The sequence below is a fragment of the Lysobacter changpingensis genome (genome assembly GCF_017308985.1).
Classification (GTDB): Bacteria; Pseudomonadota; Gammaproteobacteria; order Xanthomonadales; family Xanthomonadaceae; genus Lysobacter_J; species Lysobacter_J changpingensis.
In genome coordinates this window covers 934,464-960,481 of the sequence record NZ_JADWPE010000002.1, presented here as the reverse complement: position 1 = coordinate 960,481, position 26,018 = coordinate 934,464, and the positions used below count along the sequence as shown (strand labels likewise).

Below are 26,018 nucleotides of genomic sequence, written 5' to 3'. Positions count from 1 at the left end.
CCATGCATCGCATTCGAAACCTGGCGCGCGCGCTGTGCGGCGTTGCCGCACTGTCTGCGGCGTTCGTCGCGAACGCGGCCGAAGCCACGCTGCTCCACACGATGTTCCAGGACCACGCCGTGCTGCAGCGCGAGCAGCCGATCCGCGTGTTCGGGCGCGCGAACGCCGGCGAGCAGGTGAAGCTCAGCTTCGCCGGCAAGCGCGCCACCGCGCGCGCCGACGCCGACGGCCACTGGAGCGCGACGCTTCCATCGATGAAGGCCGGTGGCCCGTACACACTCAGCGCGACGTCCGGCGAGACGACGCAGAACGTGAGCGACGTGATGGTCGGCGACGTCTGGCTGTGTTCCGGCCAGTCGAACATGGAACTGCAGGTGTGGCGATCGCTCGACGCGCGCGCCGAAATCGCGGGTGCGGACAACGATCGCATCCGCCTGCTCACCGTGCCGCAGCACGGCGCGGTCACGCCGCAGGCGACGTTCGCCACGCCGGTGAAGTGGACGACGACGACGCCCGAGACCGTCCGCGATTTCTCCGCCGCCTGTTACTACTTCGCGCGCGAGCTGCAGAAGACCGTCGACGTGCCGATGGGCCTGATCAACGCCGCGTGGGGCGGATCGCGCATCCAGGCGTGGACCAGCGGCGAAGCGCTGCGCGCGACGAAACTCTACGACGCCGAGCTCGACGTACTGGCGCAGTACGCGACCGATGAAGTCGGGGCGATCGAACGCTGGGGCGACGTGTGGACGCGCTGGTGGAACGCACGCAGCGACGCCAAGCCGGGCGACGAGCCGTGGAGCCGCACGTACTCGCCAGGCAGGGACTGGCGCGCCGCGCCGCGCGAACTCGGCGCGTGGGAGCGCTGGGGCATCCCGGAACTCGCCGCGTTCGACGGCATGGTGTGGTATCGCACCACGGTGAAGCTCACCGCCGGGCAGGCCGCGCAGGACGCGACGCTCGCGCTCGCGCCGGCGGACGAGGTCGACATGACGTGGGTGAACGGCGTGGCCGTCGGCAGTACCTACGGTGCCGGCAGCGGCCGCGAATACGCGTTGCCGAAGGGCCTGCTGAAGGAAGGCGAGAACGTCGTCGTGGTCAACGTGCTCGACACGTATCGCGATGGCGGCCTCTCCGGTCCCGCGTCGGCGAACGCGTTGCGTTTCAAGGACGGTTCCAGCGCGCCGTTGTCGAATCCGTGGAAGTTCCGCCAGGTGGCCGGCAGCGACACGCCACCGCGCGCGCCGTGGCAAACCGCCGCCGGACTCTCGACCCTGTACAACGGCATGATCGCGCCGCTGGGCCGCTACAACGTGCGCGGCATGCTCTGGTACCAGGGCGAGTCGAACACGTTCGAAGGCGCGCGTTATCGCGACCTGTTGCGCACGCTGCGCGAGGACTGGCGTTCGCGCTTTGGCGCGAAAACGCCGCTCCTGATCGTGCAGCTGGCCAACTACGGCATGCCGAAGGCGCAGCCGTCCGAAAGCGGCTGGGCGGAGCTGCGCGAATCGCAGCGCCAGGTCGCCAACGATGATGCAAACAGCGGACTCGCCGTCGCCATCGACATCGGCGACCACTACGACATCCATCCGTCGAACAAGCAGGAACTCGGCCGTCGCCTCGCACGCGCCGCGCGCCATGTCGTGTACGGCGAGAGGCTGCCGCCATCCGGACCGGTGCCGGTGTCCGCACGACGCGTCGATGACGCGGTCGTCGTGACGTTCCGCGACAACACCGGCGATCTGGTCGGCGTCGGCGCGAACGGCCCCATCGGCTTCGAACTGTGCGGCGCGCGGACGGACAGCTGCCGCTACGCCGACGCGAAGGCGTGGAGCAACACCGTCACCCTGCGTGCGCCGAACGCGCACGAAGCCGCGCGCGTGCGCTACTGCTGGGCGGACGGCCCGGTATGCACGCTGTTCGACGGCGCGAACCTTCCGGCCGGCCCCTTCGAACTTCCCCTTCCTTCGCCTTCTTCCGACGACCACGCACGATGAACACCGCCACCACCGAAACCCGTCACGGCTCCACGCGCGACCGCGAGATCGTCGATGCGAAAGTCATCGTCACCTGTCCGGGCCGCAACTTCGTCACGCTGAAGATCACCACGCGTTCGGGCATCACCGGCCTGGGCGATGCGACGCTCAACGGCCGCGAGCTCGCCGTTGCGTCGTACCTTCAGGATCATGTCGTGCCCAACCTGATCGGCCGCGACGCCGGCCGCATCGAGGACATGTGGCAGTTCCTGCATCGCGGCGCGTACTGGCGTCGCGGTCCGGTGACGATGACCGCCATCGCCGCGGTCGACGTCGCGCTGTGGGACATCCTCGGCAAGATGGCCGGCCTGCCGCTGTACCAGCTGCTGGGCGGTCGCTCGCGCGAAGGCGCGCTGGTGTACGGGCACGCGAACGGTCGCGACATCGAGGAAACGACCGACGAGGTCGCCAAGTACATCGAGAAGGGGTTCCTCGCGGTGCGCGCGCAATGCGGCGTGCCTGGCGTGAAGAAGGCCTACGGCATCTCCGTCGGCGGCAAGCCGTACGAACCGGCCGAAAGCGAGCTGCCGGCCGAAACGGTCTGGAACACGCCGAAATACCTCAACATCGTGCCGAAGCTGTTCGAACGCCTGCGCGCCGATCATGGCCCCGACGTCGAACTGCTGCACGACGTGCACCATCGCCTCACGCCCATCGAAGCGGCGCGACTGGCCCGCGACCTCGAACCGTTCCGCCTGTTCTGGCTGGAAGACGCCACGCCCGCGGAAAACCAGAAGGGTTTCGAACTGATCCGCAAGCATTCGGTCACCGCGCTGGCGGTGGGCGAGGTGTTCAACTCGATCTGGGACTGCAAGCACCTCATCGAGAACCAGCTGATCGACTACATCCGCACCACCATCGTGCACGGCGGCGGCATCACGCACGTGCGCCGAATCGCCGATTTCGCCGCGCTGCATGCGGTACGAACGGGCTTCCACGGTGCGACGGATCTGTCGCCGGTGTGCATGGGCGCGGCGCTGCACTTCGACACGTGGGTGCCGAACTTCGGCATCCAGGAATGGATGTTCCATTCGGATGAAACCAACGAGGTCTTCCCGCATGACTACGTCTTCCGCAACGGACGCCTGCACGTCGGCGACACCCCCGGCCACGGCGTCGACATCGACGAGAAGCTCGCCGCCAAATTCCCTTATGCGCCCAAGCAGCTGCCGATCGCGCGGCTGGAAGATGGCGCGATGTGGGATTGGTGATTCGATGAATGCGGTCGTGTCCCTAACCAAGCCATCATCCCCGCGAAAGCGGGGACCCGGCGACTTGGCAGCGACGTCTCGTCACCAGGCCGAAAGGCGCTGGGTTCCCGCTTTCGCGGGAATGACGAAGTGGGTGTCGGCACTGGTTCTTTCGGTAGCGTCGATGCCAGTGCTCGCCGCCGAGCCCGTCCTCTTCGACTGGTTCGAATACAAGGGCCACGACGCGCCGTTCGATGCGCCGGTGAAGCCCGGGCAGTACCGCAATCCGATCCTCGCCGGCTTCTATCCCGACCCGAGCATCGTGCGCGCGAACGACCGCTACTACCTGGTCAATTCGACGTTCACGTACTTCCCCGGCATCCCGGTGTTCGAAAGCCGCGACCTCGTGCACTGGACGCAGGTCGGCAACGTGATCGACCGCCCGACGCAGCTGGACTTCGACGGACTGAACATGTCGCGCGGCGTGTTCGCACCCACCATCGAGTACCACGACGGTACGTTCTACGTACTCAATACGTCCGTGGACGCAGGCGGAAACTTCATCGCCACCGCAAAGAATCCGGCCGGCCCGTGGTCCGATCCGATCTGGCTGAAGACCATCGACGGCATCGACCCGTCGCTGTTCTTCGATGGCGACAAGGTCTACCTCATTAACAACGACGCGCCGGAAGGCAAGCCGCTGTACGAAGGCCATCGCGCGATCTGGATGCAACAGCTCGACGCGAAGACGCTGCAGCCGTTCGGCCCGCGCAAGGTGCTGATCAACGGCGGCATGGACCTGTCGCAGAAGCCGATCTGGATCGAAGGCCCGCACATCTACAAGCGCGACGGCTGGTACTACCTCGTCTGCGCCGAAGGCGGCACCAGCCTGCAGCACTCGCAGGTGGTGGCGCGGAGCCGCGACATCTGGGGCCCGTACACGCCGTACGAGCACAATCCGATCCTGACGCAGCGCGATCTTCCCGAAGACCGTGTCGATGCGATCGGCAACGCGGGCCACGCCGACCTCGTGGAAGCCACCGACGGCACGTGGTGGGCGGTGTTCCTCGCCAGTCGCATGTACGACCGCGTGCACTACAACACCGGGCGCGAGACCTTCCTGCTGCCGGTGGAATGGAAGGACGGCTGGCCGACGATCCTCGCCCACGGCAAGCGCATTCCGCAGGTCGCCGATGGCCCGTCGTTCATGCAGCGGGGCGCGACGCAGGCGCCGCTGAGCGGCAACTTCACCTGGCGCGACGACTTCGACAAACCGGCGCTCGACACGACGTGGCTGTTCGCGCGCGTGCCGAAGACGCAGTGGGCCGACCTGCGCACGCACGCGGGCAAGCTGGCGATCGCGCCGGGCGAAGGGCTCGACACGCTGCGCAATCCGACCTTCCTCGCGCGGCGGCAGCAGCACCTTTCGTTCGAAGCGAGCACGGCGATGACGGTGCCGGCCGAGGCCGGTACCGAAGCGGGCATCGCCGCGTTCCAGAACGAGAACTACTGGTACTCGATTGGCGCGCAACGCGTCGGAAACGGTGTGACGCTGACGCTGCGCAAGCGGCAGAAGGACGCGACCGAAACACTTGCGACCGCGACGCTGCCGGCGGGCACGAAGGCGCTGAAGTTGAAGATCGAAGGCGATGCGGGCGACTACGCGTTCGGCTACGACGCGGGCCACGGCTGGAAGTGGTTGAAGCAGGACGTGGACGGCACGGTGCTCAGCACCGATGTCGCGGGTGGCTTCATCGGAGTGACGGTGGGGCCGTATGCACGACAGGTCGAAAGTCACTAGGAGAGGGCGATGAAGCGGTCCGAACTTGCGGCTATGCAGGCAGTCCCGTCATTCCGGCGCAGGCGGGATTCGATGGATGCATCCACGTCGAAGGCAACGTCCCTGGATCCTCGCCTTCGCGGGGATGACGACGCGAAGGGCCGATCTCACTGGAGCGCTGCAACGCTGGCCGGTGCCCTGGCGTGCTGCATGGTCTGCAACGCCTTCGCTGCCGATCCGCGGTCGCAAGACACCACCGACCGCCCCTGGCTCGACACCAGCCGCAGCTTCGAACAGCGCGCCGCCGACCTCGTCTCGCGCATGACGCTGGACGAAAAGGCGGCGCAGATGCAGAACGCCGCACCGGCGATCGACCGTCTCGGCGTGCCCGCGTACGACTGGTGGAACGAAGCGCTGCACGGCGTCGCGCGCGCGGGCGGGGCGACGGTGTTCCCGCAGGCCATCGGCATGGCGGCGACGTTCGACGTGCCGCTGATGGCGCAGATCAGCGAGGCCATCAGCGACGAAGCGCGCGCCAAGCACCACGAGTTCGCGCGCCAGGGCCAGCGCGGGCGTTACCAGGGCCTCACGTTCTGGTCGCCGAACATCAACATCTTCCGCGACCCGCGCTGGGGCCGCGGGCAGGAGACCTACGGCGAGGATCCGTACCTCACCGCGCGCATGGGCGTGACGTTCGTGAAGGGCCTGCAGGGCGACGACCCGAAGTACCGCAAGCTCGACGCGACGGCCAAGCATTTCGCCGTGCACAGCGGTCCGGAAGCCGACCGCCATACCTTCGATGCGAAGCCCACGGAACGCGACCTTCGCGAGACCTACCTGCCCGCATTCGAAGCGCTGGTGAAGGAAGGCGACGTGGATGCCGTAATGGGCGCGTACAACCGCGTCTACGGCGAATCGGCGAGCGCCAGCAAGTTCCTGCTGCAGGACATCCTGCGCGGCGAGTGGGGCTTCAAGGGTTACGTCGTGTCGGATTGCTGGGCGATCGTCGACATCTGGAAGAATCACAAGATCGTGGCGACGCCGGAAGAAGCCGCGGCGCTCGCGGTGAAGAACGGCACGCAGCTCGACTGCGGCGACACGTACCTGCCGTCGCTGCCGGTGGCGGTCCGCAAGGGCCTGATTCCCGAGGCCGAGGTCGATGCCGCGCTCACGAAGCTCTACACCGCGCGCATGCGGCTGGGCATGTTCGATCCGCCTTCGCAGGTGCGCTGGGCGGGCATTCCGTACTCGGTGAACCAGTCGCCCGAGCACGACGCGCTCTCGCGCAAGGTCGCGCAGGAATCGATCGTGCTGCTGAAGAACGACGGCGTGCTGCCGTTGTCGCGCGACGTGAAACGCATCGCTGTCGTCGGCCCCACCGCGGACGACACGATGGCATTGCTCGGCAACTACTACGGCACGCCGAAGGCGCCGGTGACCATCCTGCAGGGCATCCGCGAAGCCGCGCCGAACGCGACGATCGTGCATGCGCGCGGCGTCGATCTGGTGGAAGGCCGCGACGATCCCGCGGCCAATCCGCTGATCGAACCGCAGTACCTGCGCCCCGAAGCCGGTTCGACCGAACGCGGCCTGCGCGGCGAGTACTTCCGCAATCGCGAGCTCGAGGGCAAGCCGACCCTGGTGCGCGTGGATCCGCAGATCGGCTTCCGCTGGGATCGCGGCTCGCCGACCGACAACCTGATGGCACGTGGCGAAGCGCAGGGCGGCCAGGACGTTCCGGCTGACGATTTCAGCATCCGCTGGAGCGGCCAGCTGCTGCCGCCGGTGAGTGGCACCTACCAGATCGAAGCCGCCGGCAACGACGGCGTCCGGTTGTACCTCGACGACAAGCTGGTGATCGACCACTGGCAGAACAGTGATCGCCTGCATGCCGAGCATGCGGACGTCGAACTGGAAGCGGGTCGTGCATACAACATCCGCCTCGGGTACTACGAGCGCGAACGCGATGCCGGCGTACGCCTCGCGTGGCGCATGCCGGGCGCGAAGCCGCCGTTCGAGGAAGCGGTGCAGGCCGCGCGCGATTCGGACGTCGTCGTCTTTGTCGGCGGACTCACCGGTGACGTCGAAGGCGAGGAGATGACGGTCAACTATCCCGGCTTCGCCGGCGGCGACCGCACCGATATCCGCCTGCCCGAAACGCAGCGCAAGCTGCTCGAAGCGCTGCACGCCACGGGCAAGCCGGTGGTGATGGTGTTGACCGCGGGCTCGGCGATCGCGGTGGACTGGGCGAAGCAGAACCTGCCCGCGATCGTGATGGCGTGGTATCCGGGCCAGCGCGGCGGCAACGCCGTGGCTGATGTGCTGTTCGGCGATGCGAATCCCGCCGGCCGCCTGCCCGTCACCTTCTACAAGGCCGACGAGAAGCTGCCCGCATTCGACGACTATGCGATGCGCAACCGCACGTACCGCTACTTCGAAGGCGAGCCGCTGTATCCGTTCGGCCATGGACTGTCGTACACCACGTTCGCGTACTCGGGCCTGAAGCTCGACCGCGCGAGCGCGTCGCCATCGCAACCGGTGACCGCGACCGTGCAGGTGAAGAACACCGGCAAGCGCGCGGGCGACGAGGTGGTCCAGCTGTACCTGCATCTGCTCGATCCGAAGCGCGAGCGCGCGCGCAAGGACCTGCGCGGCTTCCAGCGCGTGCACCTGCAGCCGGGCGAATCGCGCGAGGTGAGTTTCACGATCACGCCTGCGAACGATCTGCGGACGTGGGATGAAGCGCGCGATGCGTATGCGGTGGATCCGGGCGCGTATGAAGTGCAGATCGGCGCGTCGAGTGCGGATGTGCGCGTAAGGAAAACCTTGACCGTCACCAGATAACACAAACTCCCTGAGCTGTCGTTCCCGGGAAGGCGGGAACCCAACTGCCAGCCGCGTCACTCTCTTCGGAAGACGCGTCGCGACGACCAGCTGGATCCCCGCCTTCGCGGGGATGACGGTTCCCATCGCATCACGGCGACACGTCACGACGATCCATCACGCCGACCCAACGCGAACACAGCAGTACGACATGACCGACCGCCGACTCGACGCCACCACGCTCGCCACGCTTCCCCCCGACATCCAGCGCCCGGACTACGACCGCGCCGCCACGAGGATCGGCATCGTCCACCTCGGCGTCGGCGCGTTTCATCGCGCGCACCAGGCGGTGTACGTCGACGATGTGCTCGCGCACGATCCTGCCTGGGCCATCTGCGGCGTGTCGCTCAACAGCGTCGAGGTGCGCGACGCGCTCGCGCCGCAGGACGGGCTGTACACGCTCGCGCTGCTCGGCGAACGGCCGCGCCTGCGCGTCATCGGCGCGCTGCGTGAAGTGCTCGCCGCGCGCGAGGAGGGCGGGCGCGTGCTCGCACGACTCGCCGACCCCGACGTCCGCCTGGTCACGCTGACGATCACCGAGAAGGGCTATTGCCTCGCCGCGGACGAACTCGACTTCGCGCATCCGGACATCGTGCGCGACCTGGAGAACCCCAGAACGCCCGTCAGCGCCATCGGCCACCTCGTCGAAGGCCTGCGTCGTCGAAAGGCGCAGCGGCTGCCGCCGTTCACCGTGCTCAGCTGCGACAACCTGCCCGACAACGGCGGCAAGCTGCGTCGCGCGGTGGTGGCGTTCGCCGATCGCATCGACCACGACCTCGCGTGCTGGATCGCCGAGAACGCCACGTTCCCGCGTTCAATGGTCGACAGCATCACGCCCGCCACCGACGACGCGCTGCGCGATCGCGTGGCGGGCGAACTGGGCTGCATCGACGCGTGGCCCGTGCAGCGCGAGGCGTACACGCAGTGGGTGGTCGAGGACGCGTTCTGCAACGGGCGCCCGCCGCTGGAACGCGCCGGCGTCACGATGAGCGACGACATCGCCGGCTACGACCGCGCGAAGCTGCGCCTGCTCAACGCGCCGCATTCGGCGCTGGCGTACCTGGGCTCGCTGATGGAGATCGAAACGGTCGCGCAGGCGATGGCGACGCCGGTGCTCGCGGGTTTCGTCGAACGGCTGATGCGCGAGGCGATCGCGCCGAACGTCGCCGCGCCGCGCGGGTTCGATGCGGCGCATTACATCGATGCGATCCTCGAACGCTTCCGCAATCCGGCGATCCAGCACCGGCTTTCGCAGATTGCGTGGGACGGCTCGCAGAAGATTCCGGTGCGACTGCTGGGCACGATCGCCGATGCGCTGGCGGCAGGGCGTTCGATCGATCCGCTCTGCGTGCCGGTGGCAGGCTGGCTGCGTTACGTGCGGCGGCAGGCGAAGGCGGGCGTGGCGATCGTGGATCCGATGGCCGATGCGCTTGCTGCGGTTGGGCGGCAGTGCGATGGCTCGGCGGCGGACGTGGATGCGTTCCTGCGGCTCGATGCGGTGTTCGCGCCGCTGTCTGCCGATGCGCGGTTCGTCGGGGCGCTGCGTGTGGCGTATGTCGCGTTGGGAGATGCGTCGTCGGAGGCGGTTGCGCGGGCTTTGTCGGAGATGTGAGCGGGGGGGCGGGCGTTACGGGCTTGCACTTCACCCTTCCCAACCCTCCCCTGCACGTGCAGGGGAGGGAGTCGGTGAGGTAGCGGGTTAAGGATCAGGCGCCGGTCAGCAGCGTCAGGTTGTAGTTCTGCAGGATCGGAAGCAGCGGCTGGTAGAAGCTGCGCGTGCGGTTGTTCGGCTGCTTGCCCTTGCAGCTGCCGCTGCCGCCCGACAGCACGCCCTGCGCCTGGCCCGGGCCGGTGATGAACGAGCCGCCCGAGTCGCCGCCTTCCGAGCACGCGGTGGTGCGCGTGAGGTTGAGGATCGTCTCGCCCGTGCTGTAGTTGACCGTCTGGTTCTTCGCTTCGATCGTGCCGCAGCGCCAGCCGGTGGTGCGGCCCGAACGGCAGATCGCCGCGCCCACGGCGGCTTCGGTGCTGCCGCGCACGACCACGTCGCCGCTGCCGTAGCCGGACACTTCCGGCGTCAGCGTGTGGCCGGCATCCACCTTCACCCACGCGAAGTCGTTGCCGGTCTGGCCCGGCGCGGGGAAGCTGGAGGCGACGAACGAGCCGATCTTCGGGCCCAGCGTCCACTGCGAGGGTTCGAAGTACGTCGCTTCGCCCGCATCGCCGCAGTGGCCGGCGGTGACGAAGCCGCCCTGCGTGACCGGGAAGCCGATCGAGCACGCGTACAGATAGCCGTCGCCCGGATTGCGCAGGTAACCCAGGCCGCCTTCCAGCGCGACGCGCAGGCTCGGCTGCTCCTCGGCGGTTTCCAGGCGGACGGTACGGCTGTCGATGCCGCTGGCGGCGATGAAGTCGATGCCGGCCTGCTCATGGCCCTTGCCGACGCTCACCACGACGCTGTTGCCAGGCAGGTCGACGTACCAGCCGTACACGCCCGCGGGCGCCTTGCCGCGGGAGAGCGCGGCATCGAGCTGCGCCTTGGACGTGTCGAGCACGGCCAGGCTGTGGCGGGCATTGCGGATCTCCACGTCGGCCGGGCCCTTCTGCGCGCGCAGCGACGTGGTCGCCACGACCACCTTGAACTGCCCGTTCGCCGCGCGTTCGATCCAGCTGCCCGCGTAGTTGCGACCCTGCGCGGCGGCGAGCGGCTTGCCCTGTACTTCGGCGAGCCGTTCGATCTTCAGGTACTGCGCCAGCTGGGCCGAATCGAGCCCGAGATCGCGCTGCATCGCCGCGCGCACCGCGGACGGCAGCTGATCGGACGGTCCCGCCGCGGACGCCGTCATGGCGGCGAGCAGCGGAAGCGGCGAAAGGACATAGAGGCCGCGTTTGGCCCATGAAGCGAACTTGCGCATCGGCATCACCCCGAATGAATGAAGGTCGGAAAACCGGGCCCCCGAACGTTGCGGTGCATCGCACCGGAACGGACGAGCGGCGACCGGTCGGCCGATCCTGCGCGCGCAATTGCAGGAAAAATGTGAAGGCGTCCGACAACACGCGGACGCCGCGACAGGCCCGCGCAAGGGCTGTGATCGGGGTCGGTTTTCCGCAACGCCAACCGACCGCTCGTCGGAATGAACAGGCGCCGCGAACGCTACCGGTCGAACCCGATACCCATCGCATTCACGCGAATGCGCGCGAGAAACGTGTGCGAGGTGAGGTACAGCGTGCGGCCATCGTTCCCGAAGGTCGCGTTCGAGACGCGCGCGCCGGTGGCGATCATGCCGAGTCGCTTTCCGTTCGCGTCCATCACCAGCAGCCCGCCGGGCGCGCTCGCGAACAGGTGTCCGTCGCGCGACACGGTCAGCCCGTCCGGCGCGCCGGACGCGCCCGCGGCGATCAGGTCGGAGGCATCGCCGAGCACGCGGCGCCCATCCACCTCGCCGCGCGCGTCGAGTTCGTACGCCATCCACACCGGGTGTTCGGGATCGGAGTTGGCGACGTACAGCGTGCGTTCGTCCGGCGACAGCGCGATGCCGTTGGGAAACTTCAGTCCGCCTTCGATGAGGTGCACCGAGCCGTCGGGGTCGAGGCGATACACGCCATTGACTGGCTGCTCCTTCAGGGGCGAGGCATCGATGCCCTTCAAACCGTACGGCGGATCGGTGAAGAACACCGTGCCGTCGCTGCGTCGCGCGATGTCGTTCGGACTGTTGAAGCGCTTGCCGCCGTAGGTTGCCGCGAGCGTCGTCCGGCGCTTGTTCCGCGGATCGAAGCGCGCGATCAGTCGCGAGCCCGAATCGGCGAGCAGCACGGTGCCGCCCGGCTCGACCTCCAGGCCGTTCGCGCCGGCCTCGCGCAGGCCGGCCGTGTCGGGCCCGGCATAACCGGACGGCTTGAGGAACGGCGATGCCCCCTCGCGTGGCGACCAGCGATGCATCGCGTTCGCCGGCACGTCGTTGAACAGCAGGTAGCCGCCCTCCGCGATCCACGCCGGACCTTCGGCCCAGGTGAAGCCATCGGCGATCTTCTCGATGCGCGCCTCCTCCGGCACCAGCGCATGGAACGCCGGATCGAACCCGGTGACGCGACCGATGGTTTCGCCAGCGGAATCCGCAGGGCCGCGAGGCACGCGCAGCACCGCGTCGAGCGCCGGCTTGGGCTGTCGCGCGCGATCGAACAGCAACGGGTAGTTGATGCGACCCGGCACCGGGTAATCGTTCTTCCACGACATGCCATCGTGCACGCCCCACAGGCTCACGCGATCGATCACGTCGCGCTTGCGATGGAACAGCGCGAACAGCTCGGCGTAGCGGTCCGCGAGGCGCTGCTGCACGTCGGCGGGAAGACCGTCGCGATACGGATCGAGATAGCGCTTGAACTCCGGCAGCTGGAACTGCTTGTGCGCCATCACGCTGCCGATCACCTGGCCTTCGCGCGTGAGCGGCAGCACGTCGACGTCGAGCTCGGTGATCATCACCTTCAGGCCGAGCGCGGCATACGCGTCGATCGCGGCCTCGATGTCGGCGAGGCTCGGATAGTTCAGGCCCCAATGACCCTGCATGCCGATGCCGTCGATGCGGATGCCCTGCGCCTGCAGCATCTTCACCATGCGCACGATGCCGTCGCGCTTCTCCGGCCGCCAGGTGTTGAAATCGTTGTAGTACAGCTCCGCGTCCGGCGCGTACCGATGCGCGAAGCGGAATGCGTGCTTCACGAGTTCGTCGCCATCGCCGACGCCGCGCACCCACACGGTGTCGCGGTAGGTGCCGTCCTCGTCGATGACCTCGTTCACCACGTCCCAGGCGTGCACGCGACCCTTGTAGCGTCCGGCCACCTTCTCGATGTACGCGCGCATGCGCTCGATCTGCGCCTCGCGCGTGTTCGGCTGGCCGTCGGCGTCGACGAAGAACCAGTCGGGTGTCTGGTTGTGCCACACCAGCGTATGGCCGATCACGAACATGCCGTGCCTGCGGCCGAAATCGACGAACGCGTCCGCCGCGGCGAAGTCGTAGACGCCGGGCTTCGGGTTGACCACTTCCGCCTTCATCACGTTCTCGGCGGTGATCGCGTCGAAGTGCTTCGCCGTAAGCGCCTGCGACGCGGCATCGCGACCGGCCACGATGTCGTCGTTCACGGCCACGCCGAGTCGGAAGTCGTCGGCGTACGCGGCCTTCAACGTCGTGGCGGGCGTCGCGCCCATCGCGGGCGCCAGCGCGAACGCGCCGGAGAGCACTGCCGCGAGCAGCAGCCGGGAAGGGGGGCGTGATGTCGTCATGGAGTCTCCTGGTCGCGGCTTTCGAGGGTGATGCGCGCGCCCTGCAATCCGTCCGCATCGGCGCGCAACGTGATGACGCCTCCCATGTCCGGCACGCCGCGCACGATCGCCAGCGCGAGGCCGCTGAAGGCGCGGCGTTCGTGCGACGGGAACGCGTCCATGTCGGTCGGATCGCCGTTGTCGGTGGCGACGATCTCGCCGGGGCCTTCGATGCTGAAGCGGATGCGGTCGCTCGCGGTCGGCATCGGGGTGCCGTCGCGATCGAGCACGCGCACGGTGACGAAGACGAGATCGCGGCCGTCGTTGGCGAGGACGCGTCGATCGGGCGACGCATCGAGCTTCGCCGATGCGCCCGCGGTGCGCGCCGATGCGCTCGCCCACGGCTTTCCATTCCGGTACGCCTGCACACGGATTTCGCCAGGTTCGTACACGACGTCGTCCCACCGCATGCGGTACTCGCACGGCGCCTTCTTCCTGCGTCCTTGCGACACGCCGTTGACGAACAGCTCGGCCTCGTCGCCCGACGTGAACACATGCACCGGTGTCGCCTGGCCCTCGCGCCCGGGCCAGGTCCAGTGTGGCAGCAGGTGCGCCATCGGCAGGTCGGGGCGCCAGCGCGACTGGTAGAGGAAATAGCGATCCTTCGGAAAACCGGCGAGGTCCACGATGCCCGAATACGAACTGCGCGAGTCGTAGTACGGCGTCGGTTCGCCGAGGTAATCGAAGCCGGTCCACACGAACTCGCCGGCGACGAACGGATGCCGGTCCAGGCTCGCGAACACCTTGTCGGCGCTGGATCCGAAATCCACCGCGTGCAGCTCGTACGCGCTCACCTGGCGGACCGACGAATCGCCGCCGTTGCCATCGTGCACCGGCGCACTGGTTTTCGTCGTCACCGGGAACAGGTACACGCCACGGCTGCTGAGCGCCGATGCGGTCTCGGTGCTGACGATCGCCTTGTCGGGAAACGCCGCGTGGAACGCGTCGTACTGCGGCGGCGTGCGGATGCGGTCGGTGCCTTCGAACTCCGGCTCCTGGCGGATGCCTTCGCCCTGGTAGTTCAGGCCGATCACGTCGAGCTCGCGCGGCAGTGGCATGTCGGGCTTGGCCCAGTTCATCGCGTTGATCGTCGGGCGGGTGGGGTCTTCCTCGCGCGCGATCGCCTGCAGCCTGCGCGCGATCGCCGCGCCTTCGTCGCCGGTGTACTGCTCGCCGACCTCGTTGCCGACGCCCCACAGGACGATCGACGGATGATTGCGGTCGCGTCGCAGCATCGCGCGCAGGTCGGGCTCATGCCAGTCGGGGAAGACCAGGTGGAAGTCGAGCGGCGTCTTCTTCCGTTCCCACGAATCGAATACTTCGTCGACCACGAGAAAGCCCATGCGGTCGGCGAGTTCGAGCAGCTCCGGCGCCGGCGGATTGTGCGCCATGCGCACGGCATTCGCGCCCATGTCGCGCAGGATTTCCAGCTGGCGCCGAGCCGCGCGCACGTTGAACGCCGCGCCAAGCGCGCCGAGGTCGTGGTGGTTGTTCACGCCACGGATGACGATGCGTTCGCCGTTGACGAACAGGCCGTCGTCCGCATCGAAACGGATGCTGCGGATGCCGAACGGCGTCTCCACGCGATCGATCGCGCGGCCATCGCGCGCGATCGTGGTGACGGCGAGATAACGGCTCGGTTGCTGCGTCGGCGGCGGGCCCCAGAGGCGCGGGTTCGCCAGCGTCGTGGACGCGGTCAGTGCCGCGGTCGCGTTCGCATCGATGCGCGCGACGGCGCGGCCACGGCGGCTGCCGTTCGCGTCGAGTTCGAACAGCTCCGTCGTCGCGGATACGTCGGCCGCGCCCGCCGAATCGTTGTCGATCGACACCTCGAGCGTGACGGTGGCGGCATGCTTCGACACTTTCGGCGTCGTCACGCGCGTGCCCCAATGCGCGACGTGCACGGGGCCGGTCTTCACCAGCCACACGTTCCGATAGAGTCCCGCGCCCGGGTACCAGCGCGCCGACTCGGGCGGATTGTCGAGCCGGATCGCGAGCTGGTTCCTTCCGCCCGGAACCACGTAGGGCGTGAGGTCCACGCGCCAGCCGTTGTAGCCGTACGGCCAGCCGCCGACGAGCCTGCCGTTGAGCCACACCGTCGCGTACGACATCGCGCCGTCGACGTCGAGGAAGATCGAGCGGCCGGCATCACCGGCCGGGATGTCGAGCGTGCGGCGGTACCACGCCGGCCCCCACGTCCGAAGACGACCCATGCCACCGTAGGGGCCGTCTTTCAGGAACGGCCCGGCGATGGCCCAGTCGTGCGGCAGCGCGACCAGCTTCCACGCGCGATCGTCGAAATCGCGCTGCACGAACGGTACGTCGCTGCCGGGATCGCCCGGCGGGCGCACGTGGCGACGCGCCGGATCGCGGATCAGCGGATTCGCGGTCGGCAGGATCCACGGCTTCAGCACCCGCTGGCCGTTCGCGTGGACTTTCGCCGCTTCCTCTGGACGCGCGTCGGCATCCTTGCCGTCGGCGCTCTGAGCGACTTCAGGACGCACGTCGTAGTCGAGCCCCGTGACGCCGGCGGGATCGCCCTTGTGGAAGCGCCAGCCGGTGTCGAGGAGGTGGCGTTCACGCGGCGCGGCGAAGGCGAGGCACGACGCCGCCGCCAGCCACAGCGCCAATGCGAGCGAGCACGCGTGCCGTACGCGCTTCCGATGCGGTCGCAAGTCCCTTTCCTCCGTTCCTCGTTACAGGCGGTACGCCTGCTTCGGCAGCCGGTATGCGAGATCCCGCGCGACTTCGACGGCCTCGTCCTCGTCCATGCGATGTTCGGCGACGAGCTTCGCCAGGAACGCGCAATCGATGCGGCGCGCGACGTCGTGCCGCGCCGGGATCGACAGGAACGCGCGCGTGTCGTCGTTGAAGCCGATGGTGTTGTAGAAGCCGCCGCTCGCCAGCGTCTGTTCGCGGAAGCGCCACATGCCTTCCGGCGCGTCGTGGAACCACCATGCCGGCCCGAGGAACAGCGTCGGATAGTGCCCGGCCAGCGGCGCGAGCTCGCGGCTGTAGGTGCTTTCGTCCAGCGTGAACACGATGACGGTCAGGCGCGGATCGTTGCCGAAGCGGTCGAGCAGCGGCTTCAGCGCGTGCACGTACTCGGTGCGCAACGGAATGTCGGCGCCCTTGTCGCGGCCGTAGCGCGCGAACAGCCCCGCGTTGTGGTTGCGGAAGCAGCCCGGATGGATCTGCATGACGAGCCCGTCGTCCAGGCTCATCTTCGCCATCTCGGTGAGGACCTGCGCGCGGAACAGCTCCGCCTGCGCCGGCGTCGCCGTGCCGCGGATCATCACGTCGAACAGCTTGCGCGCCTCGTCGTCCGGGAGATCGGCGGTCGCGGCGGTCGGGTGCCCGTGATCGGTCGAGGTCGCGCCCATGCGCTTGAAGAAGTCGCGGCGCTGGCGATGCGCGCGCAGGTAGCCGTCCCACGTGTACACGTTCTCGCCGGTGATGTCGCCGAAGCGCTGCAACGCGGACGGAAACTGCTCGTGTTCGGGATCGACCACGGGATCGGGGCGATATGCGGTGATGACGCGGCCCTTCCAGCCGCTGTCGAGAATGGCCTGATGGTGTTCGAGCGTTTCCAGCGGCGATTCGGTGGTGGCGATCACCTCGATGTTGAAGCGCTCGAACAGCGCACGCGGCGTGAATTGCGGCGTCTGCAACGCTTCGGTGATGCGATCGTAGCAGGCGTCGGCCGTGGCTTCGTCGAGCCGCTGGCGCAGGCCGAACACCTCGTAGAACACGTGGTTGAGCCACATCGACGACGGCGTGCCACGGAACAGGTGGAAGTTGCGCGCGAACACGCGCCACGCGGCGCGCGGATCGACGTTCGCACGCGAACCGTCCGCACGTGGAATGCCGAGCTCGTCCAGCGACACGCCCTGGCTGTAGAGCATGCGGAACACGTAATGATCCGGGACCAGCAGCAGTTCGGTCGCGTTGGCGAACGGTGCATTCGTCGCGAACCACGCGGGGTCGGTGTGGCCGTGCGGGCTCACGATCGGAAGCATCGCGACTTCGCGATGGAGGCGTCGCGCGATGCCGCGCGTGGCGGCATCGCCCGGGAAGAGGCGGTCTTGGTGAAGGTGGAGGGGATGGGTCATCGTCGGGGTGCTCGTGGCGCGTTGTGCGGATCGTCATTCCCGCCGCAGCGGGAATCCATTGGTTTGGTGCGAAGGAATCGTGCGGACATCGTCGTTCACAAGCGCGGACTCTCCGGCGCGCCCAGGTAGCCCGATCGTGCACCATCGCGCGCGATTTCCACGCGTTGCAGCACCACGCCCGGGTCGACGCGCCAGATCCGCAGCGTATGCGCGCCCGCCTTCGCACGGTGTCGCGAGGTTCCGACGTACACGCTGTCGCTCACCGCGCGGGTCCAGGCGCCGAAATCGGCGTGACCCGGCGTCGGGTCGGACTTCACGGTGACGATCGTCGGAGCATCGCGATCGATCGACACGGCGTAGCGCGGGCCGCCGCGATGCTGGACATCCAGGGTCGGCGACATCACCAGGCGCACGTCGAAGTCGCCGTCGCGGGTCAGGTGCACGGGATACTCGAGCCACGCGCCTTGCGCGTCCGTCGTGCCGGCGGGTGCGGTCACCGGGAAGGAGGTTACGCCGGACAAGGTGCGGCCCAGGTTGGGGATCGTGCGCCATTCGACGCCGCCATTCGCGACCGCGCGCCCGTAGTGCGCCGCTTCGATCGCGATGCGGCCCTCGCTTTCGACGAAGCCGGTGATCGCCTTCGCGTCGGCGGGGTTCTCGACAGGAACGTCGATCGACACGCGCGTGCCTTCATCGCCGCGCAGTGAGATGCGTGCGGTATGCGTGCCGGGAGGAACCGCGTTCCAGTCGATATCGACGCGAAGCGCGCGATCGTCGGTGACGTCACCGCTCGCCGGGGTGACGCGGAGCCACGGCTCCGAAGCCTGCGCCTCGAATCGGAATGGCGTCGTGCCGCGATTGAACAGCGTGATCTCGCGTGCCTTCGCGGCGAATGGATCGAGCGGCGGAAGCGCGGCGGTCTTCTTCGCGCCGGGCCACGCCGCCGTGTCCCCTTCGATCGCCACGCCCATGGACGCGGCCGTCTTCGGCGCAACGCTCGACAGCGCCGGCATGATGTTGCGCTCGGGCTGCTGCCAGCCGGTGTAGCCGATGCGTGGCTGCGACATCATGTGGACCCACTTGCCGCCGGCGATGTCCTGCTCGTACACGCGCGCCAGTTCCGCGTCGCGTTCGAACAGGCGACGCGCCAGCTCCGCCTGCGTATTCGCCGACGCGCGTCCCTGCTTCGCGTACAACCGGTTGCGGCCCACGGCGACGTACATCGCGGTGAGGTTCGCGCTGGCGGCAACCGGATACTCGACCAGCTGGTAATAGGCATCGCGGTAGGGCGGCCCGAGTTTCGCGCCGATCGCCCGCGTGCGCTCGACCAGCGCGTTCCAGTCGGCGACGACGCGCGTGGCTTCGTGGTCGTGCACGAGGCTGAAGGTGTCGGGCGAGAGCAGCTCCGGCTTGCGGCGCGCGTTGTACTGCGTGTAGCGCGTGAGGAGTTCGCCGATGTCCTGCGCGTGCTGCGCGCCGAACTGCTCGGCGGCCCAGCGGGACGGATAGCGTTCCAGATCGTCGAGCCCGAACGCCTCCGGCTTCCACGCATGGTCGAGGAAGAACGAGATCGGGAACTCCATCGGCTTCAGGTCGCCGACGTTGACGATCCACAACCGCCGCGCGCCGTACGCGTAGGCGAGATGCATCTGCTCCCACGTGCGCTCGATCTGCGTCGTGTTGAGCCATCTGTAGTTGCGCGGCCCGCCGACGTAATCGAAGTGGTAGTACACGCCGTAACCGCCACCGCGCGTTTCGCCGGGCTTCGGAAGGCGGCGGATGTTGCCCCAGTTGTCGTCGGCGAACAGCAGCGTGACATCGTCCGGCACCTTCATGCCGGCGTCGAAGTAATCCTGCACTTCCTTGTAGAGCGCCCACACCTGCGGCGTGTCTTCCGGTGGTTTCCCGGTGATGTCGCGCAGGATGTCGCGCTGGTCGGAAACGATGGTTTGCAGCAGTTCGATCGCCGTGCCCTGCGTCATCGGCTCGTCGCCATCGCCGCGCATGCCGAGCGACACCACGCTTTCGTTCGTGCCCATGCGCGCGATGCCCTCGCGCCAGAACGCGCGCAGCGTGTCGGCATTCTTCGTGTAGTCCCACGGCCCCTTGCCATGGCGCTCCCATTCGACGTGCGCGCGCATCATCGGTTCGTGATGGCTGGTGCCGATCACGATGCCGTACTCGTCGGCGAGTCGCGGACTGCGCGGATCGTCGTCGGCGAAGGCGCGGCCCCACATCGCCGGCCACAGGTAGTTGCCCTTCAGGCGCAGCACGAGTTCGAACACGCGTTCGTAGAACCGGTGGTTCGGCCCGCCGTAGGTGGTCTTCATCCAGCCGCCGAGCGCGGGGTCCTCGTCGTTGAGGAAGATGCCGCGATAACGCACCTGCGGTGCGTCGACGAAGCGGCCCGGCGCGATGTAACGCGTTTCGCGCGGTTGCACGGGGACGTCGGCCCACCAGTTCCACGGCGACACGCCCAGGCGGCGCGAGAGTTCGTAGAGACCGAAGATCGTGCCGCGCTTGTCGGCGCCGGCGACGACCAGTGCGCGATCGATACCGGGCTCGGGGCGCTCGACGACCTGCAGCAGGTAACCTTCCCACGTGCCTGCGACGCCGGTCGTGTCGAGCTTCCTCGCAGCGACGATGCGATCGATGCGCGGACTGCGCCCGAGCGTGCCGGCGATGATCGCGGTCTTCGCCGGCTTCGCGTCGCCGCGCGTGCCGGCGATCTTCGCGAGATCCCCTTCGAGATCACGCGCGGCGCGCAGCACGCCCGCGAAATCCGCTTCGTCGACGATCACGCGCGCGACGCGCCCGTGATCGACGAGCGCGAGCGCGCCGGTGACCGCGTTGTCGCAGATGGCGGCGGGTTGGGCGCAGTCTTCCGATGCGATCGCCGGCGATGCGATGCCCAGCAGCAGGACGACCGCAGCGCAGCCGCGTACCAGCCGTGCCCGATCGCGGCGTGCCTTTCGCGCAGGAACCCTCATTGCGCCGGCTTCGCCGCCGTCCCGCGCACGTATTCGCGCAGCCACTGCAACGCCGGACGCTCGCTGCCGTCCTTGCGCACCAGGTACGCCTTCTCCTTCTGCCGCCACAGGCCCGGACGGAAGCCCCACAGCGTCACGCCCTTCACCGCCGGATGTTCCCAGAACACCGGGAAAATCCGCTTGTAATCGGCCAGCTGCTGCTCGTCGGTCGGACCGTCGATGTCGAGTTCGGTGACGTAGATCGGCAGGCCGCTTTCCGCCAGCAGGTCGAGGTTCGCCTTGTGCACCGACATCGGCACGTCCGGCGTCGTCGCGAATGCATGGCCCTGCACGCCGATGCCGTCGACCAGGTTGTCGCGGCGCAGCAGGTCGATGATCTCGCGATAGCGCTTCGTCGCGTCTGGCTTGTTGGTGATGTTGTAGTCGTTGATCAGCAGCTTCGCGTTCGGGAAGTGCCTGCGCGCGAGGCGATAGGATTCGACGATCCAGTCCCAGCCGCTCGCGCCGCTGCCGCCGAGTGCTTCGATGTAGCTGCCGCCGCCCTTGTCGTCCTTGTTCGGCGGATCGTTGAGCGGCTCGTTGACGACTTCGACGTAGTCCAGGTCCGGATAGCGCTGCGCCACCGCCGCGAACCATTCCTCGATCTCCTCGCGCTGCTCGGCGACGGGGAGCTTCTCGATCCATTCCGGCTGCTGGTTGCCCCACACCATCACGTGCATCTGGAAGGGCAGGTGGTGGTCCTTCGCGACACGATAGGCCTCGTCGAGCCCGCGCCAGTCCATGCGGTCGCGGCGCTTTTCCACTTCGCCCCACTTGCCGGCGTTCTCCGGCGTGAGCTTGTTCCAGTAGATCGCGAAATCCTTCGCCTGCGGCTTGCTGTACGCGCTGCCAAGGAACTTCGCGCTGCCGGCGGCGAGCGCGGTGGCGTCGGTCCGCTGCGCGAAGGCCGGCAGCGCGAGCGCGGCGCCGATCAGCGCGAAGAGCATGGTTTGACGGTGTTTCATGCGTTTCCCCCTACGGAAAGTGGAATGCGGAACGTCAGCCGGCGGACACCTTCCCGAGCGCGGCGGGCTGCAGTTTCGGCACCAGCAGGTGCACGACCGCGAGCGCGAGCAGGTATGCGCAGCCGGCGATCAGGAAGATGCGCGCGTAGCTGCCGGTGGATTCCAGCTGCGCGCCGGTGAAGACCGACATCAGCATGCCGCCGACCGCGCCGGCGAAACCGCCGATGCCGACCACGGAAGCCACCGCGTGGCGCGGGAACATGTCCGACGGCAGCGTGAACACGTTCGCCGACCAGCCCTGGTGGCCCGCCATCGCCAGGCCGATCAATGCGACCGCGACCCACAGGTTGTCGACCTGCGTGACCAGCACGATCGGCGCCACGCACAGCGCGCAGGTGAGCATCGCGCCCTTGCGCGCGCGGTTCACGTCCCAGCCCAGTCGCATGAAACGTCCCGCGAGCCACCCGCCGGCGATGCTGCCGACGTCGGCCATCAGGTACACGACGATCATCGGCAAGCCAATCGTGCTCAGCGACAGCTTGTATTCCGAGGCGAGGAACTTGCCGAGCCAGAACAGGAACAGCCACCACACCGGATCGGTGATGAACTTCGCCGTGACGAACGCCCACGCCTGGCGATGGCGCAGCAACTGCAGCCACGGCACTTTCACCATGGGTTCGGGCGGATCGCTGCGGATGTGCTGCAGCTCCGCCGCGCCGAGCTTGGGCTGGTTCTCCGGCGTGCGATAGGTGAGCAGCCAGCCGGCGAGCCAGGTCGCGCTCAGCACGCCGGTGAACAGGAACGCCGCCTGCCAGCCCCACGTCGCGGCGATGACCGGCACCAGCAGCGGCGCGAGCACCGCGCCGACGTTGGAGCCCGCGTTGAACACGCCCACGGCGAGCGCGCGCTCGCGGCGCGGGAACCATTCGGCGACGGTCTTGATCGCCGCGGGGAAATTGCCGGCTTCGCCCAGGCCGAGCGCGAAACGCGCGGCGGCGAATCCGACGACGCTGCCGGCGAGTGCGTGCGCCATCGCCGCCACGCTCCACACGCTGATCGCGATGGCGTAGCCGATGCGCGTGCCGAAGCGGTCGATGATCGCGCCGGTGCACAGCAGGCCGATCGCGTATGCCGCCTGGAACGAGGTGACGATGTAGCCGTACTCGATTTCGTTCCAGCCGATTTCGGTCTGCAGGAACGGCGCGAGCACGCCGAGCACCTGGCGGTCGACGTAGTTGATGGTGGTCGCCGCCAGCAGCATCGCGCAGACGCGCCAGCGGTAGTTTCCGACCCGGGTGGTCGCGGGTGCCTGCGGCGCGGCCGTGTCGTTCATGCGGCAGGAATCCGTGCGCGATCGCTCGCGGCGGGGACGTGCGGGGCGGGGACGTGGGGCATGGGCGCGGGGTCCTCCTGCACGCTGCGCAGGTGTGTGTGGAAGGTGAAAAGTGGTAGCGCTATCACGGCGAGCGTACCGCGCGGGCAACCGGCCGGGGTCGACACCCCCATATCCAACCTTCTTTCCGGGCGTAACGTCATGCTGCGCTGCGACAAACTCGCCTTGCGGGCCTGCGGGATTTCATGTCGCACCGCAGCGTGCGGGGAAAAAATGGTAGCGCTACCATCCGGCGCACTTGTGCGGCCTGCCTTCGTGGCGGGGATCACCGGGTCACAAGGGTTCCAGACACAAAAACGAGTGCGGCGAACCCGAAGGGATGGCCGCGTACCAGAAACGGGAGGGGAGTACGGTGCAGAAGCAGATCGCAAGAAACGCGCTGTCGCGCGCGTTGGGCCTGGCGCTGTTGGGTTTGGCCAGCTCGACGGCATTCGCGCAGGCGCAGACGGCCACGCCCGCCGCCGACGAGGCGCAGGCGCAGCCGCAGTCCACGCAGTCGCAGTCCACGCAGGAGCAGGTGACCGAACTCGATCGCGTCGTCGCGACCGGCTTCCGCCAGAGCCTTGAGTACTCCACGCTCGCCAAGCGCGAATCGACCGGCTTCGTCGATGCCATCTACGCCGAGGACATCGGCAAGTTCCCCGACGTGAACATCGCCGAGTCGCTGGCCCGCATCCCGGGCATCCAGCTGAACCGCGACGTCAACGGCGAAGGCCTCAACATCGCCATCCGCGGCCTGCCCAGCAGCTTCACCAAGACGACCATCAACGGTCAGTCGGTCGCGACGGCCTCCATCGGCCTGGACGCGCAGAACGCGAATCGCGAAGTCGACCTGAACCTGTTTCCGACCGAATTCTTCACGCAGCTGAAGGTGTACAAGTCGCCGACGGCGGCGCAGCCCGAGGGCGGCGCGTCGGGCGTGGTCGACATGCGCAACGTGCGGCCGTTCGACAACCCCGAATCGCAGGTCACCTACTCGCTGCAGGGCGACTACAACGACCTCAGCGAGAAGACCAGCCCGCGCGGCACCGTGATCGGCAGCTGGTTGAACGAGGACAAGACCTTCGGCGTGCTGGTGGGCCTGACCTCGCAGCGCGGCCACATCGGCGTGGAAGGCTACGAGACGATCGGCTGGACGAATCCGAACCTGACCAATGCGCAGTGCTTCGACGGCGGTGCGGGCGACACGTTCCCCGAGATGGGCGCGCCCTGCAACACCACCGGCGGCAATGGCTGGCGCATTCCCGACTCCATCCCGTCCCGCCCGGGCGAGACGATCGACGCGCAATGGCTGCGCGACCACAACCCGGGCCTGACCAACGCGCAGATCGGCGAAGCGCTGATCCCGCGCCTCGGCCGCCCGGTGCACATGTCCGGCGATCGCGACCGCGATGCGTTCCTGGCTTCGGTGCAGTGGCGTCCGAACGAGGACCTCGAGGTGTACGCCGACGTCCTGTACACCGACGCGCACCGCACCAACGACCGCATCGACATCAACCTGATCGGCCGCAACGGCGCGATGGTTCCCACGAACATGCAGCTGGACGCGAACAACGTCGTCACCAGCGCCACGTTCGAGAACGCGCAGTACTTCCTCGAAGCCCGCCCGTACACCGAGGACGTGAAGTACTGGCAGTTCACGCCGGGTTTCACGTTCTACTTCGATGAGGACGTCAAGCTCGACGTGCAGGCCAGCGTGAGCCGCAGCTGGATGTTCCGCGACTCGCCGACGATCCTGTTCAACTCGCCGGTCACCACCGTGCAGTACGAGAACAACGGCGACCTCCCGACCACGCAGAGCGGCCTGGACCTCAACGATCCGAACATCGGCTGGACCTGGACCGGCGGTCGCGTGTGGGCGCAGAACGAGAAGCGCGTGACCACCACCGGCGGCCTGAACACGAGCCTCCAGCTGGGCGACGACCGCAACAACGTGACCTTCGGCATCGCCTACGACGAGAACTCCCGCTCGATCGTCGGCTTCGGCGACACCGGTACCAACTGGCAGCCGTACGCGTTCTCGCAGGTGCCCGACGCGGCGCTGCCGAACTACCTCAGGCCGGGTCCCGCCGGCTTCGTGACGGTCGATTTCGACCGCTTCATGGCCGACACGAACTACGCCTTCTACCGCGACTCGGCGGCCGAGGCGAACAACGCCAACACCAGCGCGCCGACCGGCGGTTTCGATGAGGCCAACACCGCGGCCTTCATCATGATCAACGGCGAGTCCGAGGTCTGGCATCGAAACCTGCGCTTCAACATGGGCGTGCGTTACGCGAAGACCGACCAGGACATCAGCGGCCCGGTCACCATCGGCGGCGTGCGCGAGTGGCAGACGCTGACCAGCGACTACAACGAATGGCTGCCGTCGTTCAGCGCGGCGTGGGACGTCGCCGAAGACGTGGTGCTGCGCACCTCGGCCTCGCGCACGATGACGCGTCCGAACCCCAGCTCGATGCTGCCGGCGACGACCTTCAGCGACATCTCGGCGCAGGTGGCGACGCAGGGAAACCCGGACCTGACCCCGTACACCTCGACCAACTTCGACATCGGCGGCGAGTGGTACACCGGCGGCGAAGGCTTCGTCGGCCTGACGCTGTTCAACAAGCGCATCAAGGGCTACACCTACCAGGGCGTGGTCACCCGTCCGTTCACCGACCTGGGCATTCCGTTCGAAGACTTGGTCGACGCGCAGCAGCAGGCGATCAACTCGCGCGGCGGCCCGGACGTCGCGACGGTGAACGTGCAGCAGCAGGTCAACGCCGACGCGGAACTCGAGATCAATGGCTGGGAAGCGATCTGGGTGCAGCCGCTGAGCTTCGTGCTCGACGGCCTGGGCTTCATGGGCAACTTCTCGAAGATCGACCTGTCGACCATCGGCAAGGACGCGGCGGCGCTGTCGAGCAACGTCTACGGCCTGTCGCCGACGATGTGGAACGCGACCATCTACTGGGAGAACGACGTCGCCCAGGCGCGCCTGTCGTACAACTGGCAGGAAGGTTCCGCGGCCAGCGGTGCGAACCAGCAGGGCATCCCGTTCGCGCAGCTGTTCGGCGAGGACCGCGGCCAGCTCGACCTGTCCAGCAGCTACACGCTGGTCAACGTGAAGTCCAAGCCGCAGATCTTCTTCAACGTCACCAACATCCTGGACGAGGAGCGCCGTTCCTACTTCGCCTTCGAGAACGCGGTCAACGACATGTACGATTTCGGCACCACGTACACGATCGGCGTTCGCGGCACGTTCTGACGCGGTAATCCCTCCCCCGCGCGAGCGGGGGAGGGTGGACCAACCCGGCCCGTCCAGTGCAGCGCACCG

At 67.8% G+C, this 26,018-nt stretch carries 12 protein-coding genes and 2 pseudogenes; 6 read left to right on the top strand and 8 right to left on the bottom strand.

The window, feature by feature from the left end; all coding sequences use genetic code 11:
• Positions 1-2: 2 nt before the first annotated feature.
• The 5 genes from I4U41_RS06095 to I4U41_RS06075 all read left to right on the top strand — a co-directional run bounded on the left by I4U41_RS06095 (position 3) and on the right by I4U41_RS06075 (position 9,498).
• Positions 3-1,994 carry a sialate O-acetylesterase gene (locus I4U41_RS06095; RefSeq protein ID WP_242525001.1) on the top strand — a complete coding sequence of 664 codons (1,992 nt, stop codon included), beginning with the start codon at positions 3-5 and terminating at the stop codon, positions 1,992-1,994.
• A complete protein-coding gene (gene manD, locus I4U41_RS06090; protein ID WP_206860192.1) occupies positions 1,991-3,244 on the top strand; it encodes a D-mannonate dehydratase ManD in 1,254 nt (417 codons plus the stop codon). Before I4U41_RS06095 ends, manD begins: the two co-directional genes overlap by 4 nt.
• 121 nt (positions 3,245-3,365) lie before the next feature.
• A complete protein-coding gene (locus I4U41_RS06085; RefSeq protein WP_206860191.1) occupies positions 3,366-5,024 on the top strand; it encodes a glycoside hydrolase family 43 protein in 1,659 nt (552 codons plus the stop codon).
• Between the two features lie 189 nt (positions 5,025-5,213).
• On the top strand, positions 5,214-7,847 hold the full coding sequence (locus I4U41_RS06080; RefSeq protein WP_206860190.1) for a glycoside hydrolase family 3 C-terminal domain-containing protein: 2,634 nt from the start codon (positions 5,214-5,216) through the stop codon (positions 7,845-7,847).
• 190 nt (positions 7,848-8,037) lie between these two features.
• Complete coding sequence (locus I4U41_RS06075) at positions 8,038-9,498, top strand: mannitol dehydrogenase family protein (RefSeq protein ID WP_206860189.1); 1,461 nt, start codon at positions 8,038-8,040, stop codon at positions 9,496-9,498.
• Positions 9,499-9,592: 94 nt separating this feature from the next.
• Here I4U41_RS06075 and I4U41_RS06070 read toward each other — a convergent pair whose 3' ends face one another.
• The 8 genes and pseudogenes from I4U41_RS06070 to I4U41_RS06040 form a co-directional block, all read right to left on the bottom strand.
• The gene (locus tag I4U41_RS06070; protein WP_206860188.1) at positions 9,593-10,801 is read right to left on the bottom strand and encodes a S1 family peptidase; all 1,209 of its coding nucleotides are present in this window, start codon (positions 10,799-10,801) and stop codon (positions 9,593-9,595) included.
• Between the two features lie 239 nt (positions 10,802-11,040).
• Positions 11,041-11,985: pseudogene (locus tag I4U41_RS18310) on the bottom strand (SMP-30/gluconolactonase/LRE family protein); the annotation flags it as partial.
• A gap of 27 nt (positions 11,986-12,012) precedes the next feature.
• Positions 12,013-13,089: pseudogene (locus I4U41_RS06065) on the bottom strand (endo-1,4-beta-xylanase); the annotation flags it as partial.
• A gap of 71 nt (positions 13,090-13,160) precedes the next feature.
• Positions 13,161-15,878 (bottom strand): beta-galactosidase GalB, encoded by a 2,718-nt coding sequence (galB, locus tag I4U41_RS06060; RefSeq protein WP_206860187.1) that lies wholly within the window; start codon positions 15,876-15,878, stop codon positions 13,161-13,163.
• A gap of 21 nt (positions 15,879-15,899) precedes the next feature.
• Positions 15,900-17,315 (bottom strand): glucuronate isomerase, encoded by a 1,416-nt coding sequence (gene uxaC / locus I4U41_RS06055; RefSeq protein WP_206860186.1) that lies wholly within the window; start codon positions 17,313-17,315, stop codon positions 15,900-15,902.
• Positions 17,316-17,410: 95 nt separating this feature from the next.
• Positions 17,411-20,305 (bottom strand): glycosyl hydrolase 115 family protein, encoded by a 2,895-nt coding sequence (locus tag I4U41_RS06050; protein WP_206860185.1) that lies wholly within the window; start codon positions 20,303-20,305, stop codon positions 17,411-17,413.
• Positions 20,302-21,291 (bottom strand): endo-1,4-beta-xylanase, encoded by a 990-nt coding sequence (locus tag I4U41_RS06045; protein ID WP_425492509.1) that lies wholly within the window; start codon positions 21,289-21,291, stop codon positions 20,302-20,304. Before I4U41_RS06045 ends, I4U41_RS06050 begins: the two co-directional genes overlap by 4 nt.
• A 52-nt stretch (positions 21,292-21,343) precedes the next feature.
• A complete protein-coding gene (locus tag I4U41_RS06040; protein WP_206860183.1) occupies positions 21,344-22,642 on the bottom strand; it encodes an MFS transporter in 1,299 nt (432 codons plus the stop codon).
• A 412-nt stretch (positions 22,643-23,054) separates the two neighbouring features.
• Between I4U41_RS06040 and I4U41_RS06035 the strand changes: the two genes are divergently transcribed.
• A complete protein-coding gene (locus I4U41_RS06035) occupies positions 23,055-25,949 on the top strand; it encodes a TonB-dependent receptor (RefSeq protein WP_206860182.1) in 2,895 nt (964 codons plus the stop codon).
• Positions 25,950-26,018: the final 69 nt, after the last annotated feature.